The 11648-nt window shown below is 67.6% G+C and carries 7 protein-coding genes and 1 pseudogene; 5 read left to right on the forward strand and 3 right to left on the reverse strand.

Features of this window, described 5'->3' with window-relative positions; translation table 11 throughout:
* Positions 1-45 precede the first annotated feature (45 nt).
* Complete coding sequence (locus tag IPK65_10455; protein ID MBK8163535.1) at positions 46-1464, reverse strand: MFS transporter; 1419 nt, start codon at positions 1462-1464, stop codon at positions 46-48.
* A gap of 122 nt (positions 1465-1586) precedes the next feature.
* Between IPK65_10455 and IPK65_10460 the strand changes: the two genes are divergently transcribed.
* The 3 genes from IPK65_10460 to IPK65_10470 all read left to right on the forward strand — a co-directional run bounded on the left by IPK65_10460 (position 1587) and on the right by IPK65_10470 (position 5375).
* On the forward strand, positions 1587-1964 hold the full coding sequence (locus IPK65_10460) for an SET domain-containing protein (GenBank protein MBK8163536.1): 378 nt from the start codon (positions 1587-1589) through the stop codon (positions 1962-1964).
* Positions 1965-2168: 204 nt separating this feature from the next.
* Positions 2169-3644 carry a polyphosphate:AMP phosphotransferase gene (gene pap / locus IPK65_10465; GenBank protein ID MBK8163537.1) on the forward strand — a complete coding sequence of 492 codons (1476 nt, stop codon included), beginning with the start codon at positions 2169-2171 and terminating at the stop codon, positions 3642-3644.
* A 15-nt stretch (positions 3645-3659) separates the two neighbouring features.
* On the forward strand, positions 3660-5375 hold the full coding sequence (locus tag IPK65_10470; protein MBK8163538.1) for a hypothetical protein: 1716 nt from the start codon (positions 3660-3662) through the stop codon (positions 5373-5375).
* A gap of 18 nt (positions 5376-5393) precedes the next feature.
* Here the strand turns inward: IPK65_10470 and modA are convergent, their stop codons facing one another.
* Complete coding sequence (gene modA / locus IPK65_10475) at positions 5394-6137, reverse strand: molybdate ABC transporter substrate-binding protein (protein ID MBK8163539.1); 744 nt, start codon at positions 6135-6137, stop codon at positions 5394-5396.
* 456 nt (positions 6138-6593) lie between these two features.
* Here modA and IPK65_10480 point away from each other — a divergent pair, with 456 nt between their 5' ends.
* Positions 6594-9230 carry a glycosyltransferase gene (locus IPK65_10480; GenBank protein MBK8163540.1) on the forward strand — a complete coding sequence of 879 codons (2637 nt, stop codon included), beginning with the start codon at positions 6594-6596 and terminating at the stop codon, positions 9228-9230.
* A gap of 194 nt (positions 9231-9424) precedes the next feature.
* Positions 9425-10409: pseudogene (locus IPK65_10485) on the forward strand (magnesium transporter).
* Between the two features lie 91 nt (positions 10410-10500).
* On the opposite strand, the gene IPK65_10490 reads toward IPK65_10485, so the two are convergent.
* Entirely contained in the window at positions 10501-11637 is a 1137-nt protein-coding gene (locus IPK65_10490) for a polymer-forming cytoskeletal protein (GenBank protein MBK8163541.1), read from the reverse strand.
* Positions 11638-11648 lie beyond the last annotated feature (11 nt).

Below are 11648 nucleotides of genomic sequence, written 5' to 3' on the forward strand. Positions count from 1 at the left end.
CCGGATTCCGCTGCCGCTTCATCCGGGCTACGATGAATCTCTGCCCTAGTCCCCGTCTTTCTGCCGCTCCGGGATCATAGCCTCCGACGGTGTCTTCCTGCGCCTGCGCGGACTGATGATATCGAAGATCAGTTCCGACAGCGGCTGCAGGCGCGCCACGCGGAAGATCACCCCGCCCACCGAGGCCGCCCGCGCCGTGCGCATCTCCTTCAGCTGCGGCAGGAACAGTACGGCCACCAGCAGGCGCGCCAGCGTCGAGATCAGGAATACGCCGTACAGTACGCTCAGCCATTCGTAGTGCGTCCCGAACAGCACCGCCTCGCGCGGCAGGTGGGTGCCGAGGTAGGCCCCGACCATCGCCCCGCAGAACACTGCGACGCTCGCCAGCACATTGTGGAAAGCCAGATACATCGCGCGCTTGTTGCCCGGGATCAGGTCGTAGAGATAATTGCCGGCGCTGAGCGAGAACCCCGCCCAGAACAGCCCCCCGAGCGCCTGCAGCAGCAGGATGTACAGGTAGTTGGTTGATACCAGCCACAGCGAGGGAAGGAACGGGATGATGAGGCCGGTCGCGACCAGGATGAAACGGTTACCGAAGGCGTCGCTGATGCGGCCCCAGCGGTTCAGCGTGAGGAACTGTGCCAGCACCACGACGGCGATGCTGACGGTGTATTCCAGGTAGCTGAACTGCAGGTCGCGCAGCTGGTAGACCACGAAGAACGGCGAGCAGATGGAGACCGCGAAGGAAATGGCGGCGAAGAAGGCCGAGAAGCGGACGAAGGAGGAGCCGCGCACGCGGCGCCAGAAGCCGACGCCAAAGGGCGATTCGAGCGCGGCGACATGGCCGGGCGGGTCATGCATCTGCAGGAGATGGTAGATCGACACCGCACGCGCCGCGGTCGCGATGCCGAAGATGACGAGGTAGCCGGCCATGGTCCAGGCGTTGCGGTCGAAGAGGTCGAGGATCACGCCGGCGCCGATCAGGCCGCAGAAGGATGCGACGCTGCACAGGCGGGTGCGGCGGGCGAAGTAGCGCCCGCGCCGGCGTTCCGGCACCAGGTCGCCCATCAGGCTGCCCCACTGCGGGACGGCGAGGTTCGAGCCGGCGAGATAGAGCACGGCGCAGGCCACCAGGATGGGCAGCGCCTGATCCGGGAACAGCAGCGGCAGCACGCCGAGCGGGATCAGGGCCGCCCCCTGCACGCTCGCCCCCAGCACGATGATGTTCCTGCGCCTGCCCCAGCGGCGGCCGAGCCAGGAGGAGAGCAGTTGCGCGAAGGAGGCGAGCAGCGGCGGGAGGCTCGCCAGCACGCCGATCTGCGCCGTACTGGCCTTGAGATAGAGGGCGAAGGCGGCGAAGTAGCTCTCGCCGGCGCCGGTCATCACCGAGTAGGACACCCCGTCCTTGATCGAATGCCGCAGCGCGCTGTCGACACGGGGATCCTTGGAATAACGGTGGGACATGGCGCGCTATATATCGACGCGCCCGGATTTTTGTCAAGCGCCGCCGGGAACGCCTTCACAACCGGGCGCGACGCTGCCACAATGACGCCGTTTGTGTCCGGCATCTGTTCACGAGGAGACCCATGCTGATCGTACCGACTTATCTCGAAAAGAGTCCGATTCACGGTTTCGGCGTTTTCGCCAAGGAGTTCATCCCGAAGGGCACCAGGGTGTGGGAGTTCAACCCGATCTTCGACATCGTGCTCTCCGAGGAGGAATTCGAGGCGCTGCCGCCGTCCAGCCGGGCGGAGATCGAAATCCATCTGTACCAGCCGGAAGAGGGCGGCGATCTGTACTACGAATCGACCATGGGCAAGTACATGAACCATTCGCGCGCGCCGAACGTCAATTTCAGCGAGGTCGGCAAGGGCTGGGCCATGCGCGACATCGAGGCGGGCGAGGAGATGACCTGCGACTACCGCGACTTCATGGCAGACGTGTCGCATATCGAATATCTCTGAGGCGGCGCGCCACGCCGCCGTTCCGCCCGCCTGCCGCTGCATGAGGGGCCAGATCATGAATCTGTCCCCGCCGCAGAACGGGCGCTGGTTGATGAATCCGACCCCTGTCCATTTGATCGGGGACGGATTCGAAATCTGAAGAAGAATGGGGCCGGATTTCAGATCCGTCTCCGCGCCTAATTGCATCGAAACAGGCAGACCGCCATGTTTGAGGCCGTCGAACTCGGACAGAAGCTCTCCAGGGAGGAGTTCAAGCAGCGCGAGCCCGGGCTGTGGACGGCGCTGCTCGAGGCCCAGCGCGCCCTGCGCGAGGCCGGTGTGGCGACGCTGATTGTCGTCGCCGGCGTGGAGGGCGGCGGCAAGGGCGAGGCGGTGCAGCGCCTGCACAAGTGGTTCGACACCCGCGGCATGCGCACGCACGCCTTCTGGGACGCCACCGACGAGGAGAACGAGCGTCCCGCCGCCTGGCGTTTCTGGCAGCGCCTGCCGCCGCGCGGCGCCATCGCCGTCATGTTCGGCGGCTGGTACTGGGATCCGCTCCACCGGTATGTCCGCGGCGACATCGGGGAGGCTGAGCTCGAGCGCGAGGCCCTGCGCATCGTCGAGCTCGAGCGCATGCTGCGCCTCGACGGCATGCTGATCGTCAAGCTGTGGTTCCACATTCCGCGCAAGGCGCATGCGCAGCGCCTGAAAAAGCGCCGCGAGGTGCAGCGCCACATCGCGGGCGTGGCGGGAGAGGGCGACACGCCCAGCCAATATGAGGACTTCCTGGGCGCGGCCGAGCGGATGATCCGCCACACCGACACCGCCGCCTGCCCCTGGTCGCTGATCGACGCCGAGGACGCCCAGTACCGCGACCTGCGTGCCGGCGAAATCCTGCGCGCGCTGATGGAGGAACGCCTGAACCGGTCCGCGGCCGCCGTCGCCCCGGCCGCGTTGCCCGCCGCGGCGCGGCGCAAGCAGGCGACGGTCCTCGATCGCGTCGACCTCACGGCCGCGCTCGCGGACGAGACCTATAAACGCGAGATGAAGCACTGCCGCGAACGCCTCGCGCAGCTCGCCTGGCGCGCCTACGACGCGCGCCGTTCCTGCGTGCTCGTGTTCGAAGGCTGGGACGCGGCCGGCAAGGGCGGCGCCATCCAGCGCCTCACCGCCGCCGTCGACGCCCGGCTCTATCAGGTGATCCCGGTCGCGGCGCCCACCGACGAGGAACGCGCGCACCACTATCTGTGGCGGTTCTGGCGCCATCTCCCGCGTGCCGGCTACATGACCCTGTACGACCGATCCTGGTATGGCCGCGTGCTGGTTGAACGGGTCGAGGGCTACGCCTCGGAGGCAGAATGGGCGCGCGCCTATGAGGAGATCAACAACTTCGAGGAGCGCCTGACCGGACACGGCATCGTGCTGCTCAAGTTCTGGCTGCACATCAGCGCGGATGAGCAGCTGCGCCGTTTCGAGGAGCGCGGGAAACTGCCGTGGAAGAAACACAAGCTCGGCGCCGAGGACTGGCGCAATCGTGACAAGCGCGCCGCCTACCTGGCCGCGGTCGACGACATGGTGGTACACACCAGCACCGCCGAGGCTCCGTGGGTGCTGGTGCCGGCCGAGAACAAGAATTACGCCCGCGTCGAGATCATGCAGACTGTATGCAAGCGCCTGGAGCGGGCGCTCGCGTCCTGAACGGATGAAACCGCCATGAACCTAACACAGCCCTGCAGACTTTCCGCTTTCCTGGCCGGCGCGCTCCTGCTGGCGGCGGGCGCAGCGGGCGCCGCGACGCCGGAGGGGAGTGCGGCGGCCCCGTCCGAGGCCGAGACGCGCAGCGCCGAGAGCTGGCACCACCTGCAGACCCTGATCGATACGATCAACAACACCAGCCAGGAGCTCGGGATGCAGCGCTCCGCGCTGTCCGCGGCGGTGGACGACCGCGAGCGTACCCGCATCTACAAGGAGATCGACCGCCTCACGCTCGACCTCGAGTCGCTGCAGACCGCGCTCGAGATGCTTGCCACCGAGGGCGCCGACCTCAGCCTGTTCGGAGTCCGGGAGCAGGCCGCCTTCGACTGGCGCGCCGAGCTCCAGTCGGTGTTCGAGCCGGTACTGGTCGAGCTCCGGCGCCTGACCGAGCGACCGCGCAAGATCGAGCGCCTGCGCAACGACCAGGCCTACTACCAGGAGCGCCTTGACGTCGCCGAGGACGCACTGCGCAATGTGGCCAGGAACCGCGAGAACGCGCCCACCCCGGAATTGAAGCAGGCCTTCGGCGCGATCGAGCAGCGCTGGCAGCGCCGCCGCGATGACATCAACAATCGCTACGGCCTGACCAGCTATGAGCTGGAGGAGACCTTGTCGCCGAGCGCCCGCCCGCAGCGCGACCCGGTTGCGGCGCTCAAGGAGCTGTTCACCGGGCGCATCCTCAATCTTGCGCTCGCCGTGCTCGCGGCGGTCCTCGTCTTCCTCGTGCTGCGCCTGCTGGCCGGAGTGTACGAGCGGCGCGTCATGTCGCGCGCGCGCCGCCGTGGCGTGTTCGCCGCGCGCGTCATCAACCTGGTGTTCTACCTGCTGACCGCCGTGCTGGTGCTGCTCGCCGCGATGGCCGTGCTGTACGTGCGCGGCGACTGGCTGCTGCTCGGGCTGCTCATCATTCTGCTCGTGGGCGCGGCGTGGGCGCTGCAGAAATCGCTTCCGGCCTACCTGATGGAGGCGAGGCTGATGCTGAACCTCGGCTCGGTGCGCGAGGGCGAGCGGCTGGTCTACGACGGCCTGCCGTGGCGCGTGGATGCGCTGAATTTCTATGCGACGCTCGTCAACCCGCTGCTGCAGGGCGGCACGCTGCGCGTGCCGGTGCGCCGGCTGGTGGACCACTTCTCGCGCGCCTACCACGAGCGCGAACCCTGGTTCCCGGCGCGGGCGGATGACTACGTCATGCTGGACGACGGCACCTACGGCCAGGTTCTGGCGCAGACGCCCGAGTGCGTGCAGCTCCAGGTGCTCGGTGCGGTCAAGACCTACGGCGTCGCCGCCTTCCTGGCGCAGAACCCGCGCGACCTTTCGCTGCAGGGCTTTACGCTGGTGGTGACCTTCGGGCTCGACTACGCGCACCAGGAACAGGTCACCGGCGAGGTGCGCGAAAAGCTCGAGCACGCGCTCAGGGACGGCCTCGCGCGCAGCGCGGACGCGCCGCACCTGAACTCCCTTGCGGTCGAGTTCAAGGAGGCCGGCGCCTCGTCACTCGACTTCGCCGCCATCGCCGCCTTCGACGGCGCGGCGGCGGCGAACTACTTCCTGCTGCAGCGGCTGCTGCAGCGGCTCGCGGTCGACGCCTGCAACGCCCACGGCTTCGTCATCCCGTTCAGCCAGATCACGGTGCACATGGCGGGCGACAAATCAGGACTCAGGGCTGAGGACTGAGGATCACGTGCCGGGCATTCACGGCAGGGTGTATCCATAGTCCGCCAGGATCGCGCGCGCCGGGTCGGAGGCGAGGAATTCGACGAAGCGGGCGCAGTCCCTTGCCGCGGTGTCCGCGCCGTGTTTCAGCACCACCACCCCCTGCGCGATGGGCCGGTAGGCATCCCGCGGGACCTCGATCCATGTGCCCGTGCCGCGCATCGCGGGAGAGCGCACCACCGCCTTCGCGGTGAAGCCGGCCTCGACGTTGCGCGAATGGATGTACTGGTTCACCTGCGAGATGCTCTCGCCGGACACGGCCTTGGCCCGCACGGCGTCGAGAACGCCGTAATGGGCCAGCGCCTCCTCCGCCGCGCGGCCATAGGGGGCGAGCCTCGGATTGGCGTACGCGACCCGCGAGACCCCGGGTGCGGCCAGCGCCCGCACGCCCGGCGTCAGGTCGAGGCCGGTCAGGGTCCACACCACCAGGGCGCCGTAGGCGTAGATCACGGGGGGATCGACGGCGTATCCCTCGCGCTGCAGCCTGTCCGGATATTCCATGTCGGCCGACAGGAACACGTCGAACGGCGCCCCGTTCATGATCTGGGCGGTGAGCTTGCCGGAGGAGGCGTAGACGCCGGCGGTCTCGATCCCCGTCTCGCGCCGGAACGCAGCCGCCAGCTCGTCGAAGGCATAGCGGACGTTCGCCGCCACGGCGATGTTCAGGGGCTCCCGCGCGCCCGCCGGTGAGATGTCCGCCGAGAACAGCGCAACGAGAAACATGCCTGTCGTAATGGAAGATCTCATGATTCACCGTTCGGCGTGTGTGCCGCGCGCGGGGTTCGGCGGCGCGGATAACGCCGAGGTTACCGGATCGGTGGATACGCTGCCATCACGCCTGCTCTTCCCGCCCGTGAAGGTCTGCAGGGCGGATTCCGGCCAGACGGTTTTCTCACGGCGTGAGAGGCCCATGCGAGAAGATAATTTAACTAATTGTTTATATTAGCAAATAAACCTCCTTTCATGTCGTCAGTTCGCGACAGGTTACGACCCCATAGGGAGTGTCTATAATTCCCGCCGCCCGAGAACCGCGGCGCGAATGCGCCGGTCCGGGCAAATCCGCGCATCCAGGTAGCCTGGATTTCATCCCTTGATACCGTTTCGCCGGAGGGGGCGAAGGATGCGCACATGCGCCTGCGCGGCAGGCGCCACACGACAGCGAGAGGTATTCCGCGTTCCATGAGCAAGACTCGGGCGATCGCCGCGGCGGCATTGTTGGTACTGTTGAGCTATGCACTGTGGGCCGGTTTCAACCGGCCGCAGGAGGTCGCGGACTGGCCGCAGCACATCCATGGCTTCGCGTTCTCGCCGGTGCGCGCGGACCAGAATCTCATCGAGAACAAGTATCCCTCCACGGCGGAGATCGACCGCGATCTTGCGCTGCTCGCGCGCGGCGCCACTTCGGTGCGCACCTACTCGGTGGAAAGCACTTTCGCCGAGATCCCCGCACTCGCGCAGAAGCACGGCCTCGCCGTCACGCTCGGCGTGTGGCTGAGCGGCGACCTGGTGCGCAATGAGACGGAGCTCGCCAGGGCGATCGATCTCGTGCACACCCACCGTAACATCGACCGCCTGATCGTCGGAAACGAGGTCCTGCTGCGCGGCGACCTGACCGAGGCCGAGCTGGCCGCATATCTCGATCGCGCGCGCAAGGCGGTGAAGATCCCGGTCAGCACGGCGGACATCTGGAGCACCTGGCTCCGGCATCCGGGTCTGGCGCGCCACGTGGATTTCATCGCCGCCCACGTGCTGCCGTACTGGGAAGGCATGCCGGTCGGGGAGTCGGTCGACTACGTCGTGCAGCGCCACCAGCAGCTCCGGGCCGAGTTCCCGCGCATGCCGGTCATGCTCGCCGAGGTGGGCTGGCCGAGCAAGGGACGCACGCGCCACGGCGCGGTCGCCTCCGTTGCGAACGAGGCGGTGTTCCTGCGCGAGTTCCTCACGCGCGCGCAGAAGGAGGGCTATACCTACTACCTGATGGAGGCCTTCGACCAGCCGTGGAAGCGCGCCATCGAAGGCGACGTCGGTGCCTACTGGGGCGTATACGACGTCGAGCGCAGGCCGAAATTCGCCTTCGAGGGCGACATCGTCCCGAACCGGCACTGGCCGCTGCTCGCCGGCGCCGGCGCCGCGCTCGCGTTCATCGCGCTGCTGCTGCTCTCCATCGACGGCAGCGCGTTCCGCCGGCGCGGGCTGGTGTTCCTAGGCGCCGTCGCATTCGGCGCCGCCACCGCCCTGGCGTGGATCATCGATACCTATGCCGACCAGTACTGGACACCGCTCAGTGTCGGCGTAGGCGTGCTGTTCGTCCTCTCGCTCATCGCCATCCTCGCCGTGCTGTTCGCCGAGGCGCACGAGTGGGCCGAGACCCTGTGGGTGTCCGTGCGGCGGCGCGAGCTCGCGCCCGTGCCCGCCGAAGCGACCCTGCCCAAGGTGTCGATCCACGTCGCCACCTACAACGAACCGCCGGCCATGGTCATCGAGACGCTGAACGCGCTCGCGCGGCTGGACTATCCCGACTTTGAAGTGCTGCTCATCGACAACAACACGCGCGATCCCGCCGTGTGGCAGCCGGTCGAGGCGCACTGCGCGCAGCTCGGTCCGCGCTTCCGCTTCTTCCACGTCGATCGGCTCGCCGGCTACAAGGCGGGCGCGCTCAATTTCGCGCTGCGCCACACGGCACAGGACGCGGCGATCGTCGCCGTCGTCGACAGCGACTACGCCGTCAATCCCGAGTGGCTGCGCGAGCTGGTGCCGCAGTTCGCGCGCGCGAAGACCGCCATCGTGCAGGCGCCGCAGGACTACCGCGACGCCGGCCAGAACCCGTTCAAGGCGATGGCCTACCGGGAGTACCAGGGCTTCTTCCGCATCGGCATGGTCACGCGCAACGACCGCAACGCCATCATCCAGCACGGCACCATGACGCTGATCCGCCGCTCCGTACTGGAGGAGGTCGGCGGCTGGGGCGAGTGGTGCATCACCGAGGACGCCGAGCTCGGCCTGCGCGTGTTCGAGCGCGGCTACGAGGCCGTCTACACGCCGCGCAGCTACGGCAAGGGCCTCACCCCCGACACCTTCATCGACTACAAGAAGCAACGCTACCGCTGGGTGTACGGCGCGATGCAGATCCTGCGCCGGCACGCGCGCGGACTGCTTACCGGCGCCGGCACCGGCCTGAACGCCGGCCAGCGCTACCACTTCGTCGCCGGCTGGCTGCCGTGGATCGCCGACGGCGTGAACTTCTTCTTCACGCTCGCCGCGCTGACGTGGGCGGCGGCGCTGCTGTACGACCCGATCCGCATCGATCCGCCGATGGTGATCTTCGGCCTGCCGCCGCTCGCGCTGTTCGCGTTCAAGATCTCCAAGCTGCTGCACCTGTACCGCCGCGCGATCGGCGCCGGCTGGCGCGACACAATCGGCGCCGCGCTGGCCGGCCTCGCGCTGTCCCACGCCATCGCCAAGGCGGTGATCCTCGGCGCCGTCACGCGCGACCAGCCCTTCATCTGCACGCCAAAGATGAAGCGCGCCTCGGCGCTGTCGCGCGCGCTGCTGTCGGTGCCGGAGGAGCTCGTCCTGCTGTCCCTGCTGTGGGGCTTCGCCGCCGCCGTCCTGTACGTCGACGTCTCGGGCAGCGTCGAGCTGAAGCTGTTTGCCTGCGTCATGCTGGTGCAGTCGCTGCCCTACCTGGCCGCCGTCGGCATGGCTTTCATCAGCGCGCATCCGCAGCTCAGGGCGCTGCGCGCCGCCGCGCCGTCCATCGTCCCCGCGCCGGCCGAGGGGGGCGCTGACACCGAACCGGAAACGGGGACAGATTGATTTAATTTTCCCCACCGACGCAGTAAGGGGGCGGACTTGAAGTCCGTCCCCGAAACATCGCGAGCACGAATTAAATCAATCTGTCCCCGTTTAATATCCCCGCAGCTTCCTGTCCTGATATAAGCTATCACCCGTCGATTCCGCGTGGTGACGTCCGATGCGAATACACCGCCGATGCTGTAGCAGGGCCTGTCATGAGCGCGGCTGAGCGCACGCGCCGCAAGCGCGATGTCTTCGAGATCGCCGCGCGGCACGCCACGCGCGAAGTCCCGGTGGTGCGGCCGGAGGACCGCGCCGGCGCCGTGGTGCGCATCATGCAGGGACGCGCCTACGAATGCGCCAGCCACATCGTGGTCTGCGACGGCGACCGCTTCGCTGGCGTGCTGCGCATCGAAGACCTGCTCGCGGCGCCCGCGGAACGGCCGGTGGCCGAACTCATGGACGCCGATGCGCCGAGGGTGCGGCCCGGCGTCGATCAGGAGAAGGCCGCGTGGCACGCGGTACAATCCGGCGAGGCGGCCCTTTCGGTGGTCGATGAACAGGGCCGCTTCACCGGCATCATCCCGCCCGCGCGCCTGCTCGCCGTGCTGCTGCAGGAGCACGACGAGGACATCGCGCGGCTCGGCGGCTTTATGCGCAAATCCTCGGCCGCGCGGCTGGCCACCATCGAGCCGGTGTATCGCCGCTACTGGCATCGCATCCCGTGGCTGCTGGTCGGGCTGGCCGGCGCCATGCTCGTCGCCGACATCATCGGGTCATTCGAGGCCAGTCTTCGTGAAAAGCTCATCCTGGCTTTCTTCATCCCGGGCATCGTCTACCTGTCCGACGCGGTCGGCACGCAGACCGAGACCGTGGTGGTACGCGGGCTTTCGATTGGCGTGGGCATCAAGCGAGTGATCTGGCTCGAGCTGTTGACCGGGCTCGGTATCGGTCTGGCGCTGGCGCTGGTTGCGACGCCCTGGTGTGGTGGCGCTGGGACGATGCCGATGTCGCGCTCAGCGTCGGGGCGGCGATCTTCATTGCCTGTTCCACCGCAAGCCTCGTGGCGCTGCTGCTGCCCTGGCTGCTGAATCGCGGTCGTTCGATCCGGCCTTCGGCAGCGGACCGCTGGCGACCGTGATCCAGGACCTGCTGTCGGTGCTGATCTATTTCGCGATCATCAGCGTCCTGCTGGTGTAGTGCTGAACGTTGGCGATGGAAGGGGGCAGATTTATCAGTCGGAAGGGGACAGATTTAAAATCTGTCCCCGATACAGCCCGATACAGCGCCCTCAGGACTTGACCGTCGCCCCGGCGCCCTTGTAGGCACGCCACATCTGCAGCACCACTGCGCCGATGCCCAACACCAGCAGCAGGAACACCGCGAAGCCGCCGACGAGCGGCAGGAATCCGATCAGCCACAGGATCAGCAGCGCCGCGATCAGCGACAGCAGGCGCTTGCTGTACCTGACGTCCTCGCCGTGGCGCAGCAGCCGCAGCAGTCGGTCGCCGACGAACAGCATGCCGGTGAGGAAGCCGGCGAGCAGCAGCAGGGCGTAAAACCCGAACAGCACCACGCCGAGCAGCAGGCCGGCCAGCGTCATCATCAGCAGGACGGCGACCGGCGGAATGGTGAACAGCGCCGCGAGGCCGAGCCCGAAACTCACGCCGGGCCGCGTCCCGAGCGCGCGCATGGCATCGAGCGCGAAGCGCGGAAAGATCAGATACAGCACGATGCCGGTGATGCCCAGTACGAAGTAGAACACCAGCGCGAATCCGCGTTCCCCGCCGCCGTCCCTGTCCGCGGATTCGTGCAGCGCATGGTGCGCGAACGCGCCGATCACCGCATCGGGTGCGATCGTCGCCTGGGTGGGCCCGTAGTAATCGAGTTTGCCCGCGATGCGGGCGCCCGGCAGCACCCTGAGCGTCTTCGCGTAGACGCGCACGTCGCCGTCCACCGCGCCGGAGATGATGACCTCGTTGCCGGCCGCGCGCAGTTCCCCCGTGACGCCGCCGTCGACCTCGATCGTGCCGCCGGCCAGCCAGGCGCGTTCGCCGACCATCGCGTCCGGTGTCAGCCGGACGTGTCCGCCTGCCGCGATCGCATCGCCGAGGATGTGGCCGTCCAGGCGCACCCGGCCCCCGGCGACGCGCACGTCATCCTCGACATGCGCAGCGATCTCGACCTGTCCGCCCGCGGCCGCGACGTCGCCGCCGACGAAATTGTCGATCAGTACATGTCCGCCCGCCGCGATCACGTCGCCCGCGACCCGTGCGTTCACCGTCACGTCCTCGCCGGCGATATACACGTCTTCGTCGAAGTCGCCCGCCATGACCGTGCGCCTGTCGTCCGCGAGCGCGGCGGAGGACAGAAGCAGGGCGGATACGGCAAGCAGGAACCGGAGCGGGGTGCTGCGAACTGCATTCATCCGTGAACCTC

It is taken from the genome of Gammaproteobacteria bacterium (assembly GCA_016712635.1).
Taxonomy (GTDB): domain Bacteria; phylum Pseudomonadota; class Gammaproteobacteria; order SZUA-140; family SZUA-140; genus JADJWH01.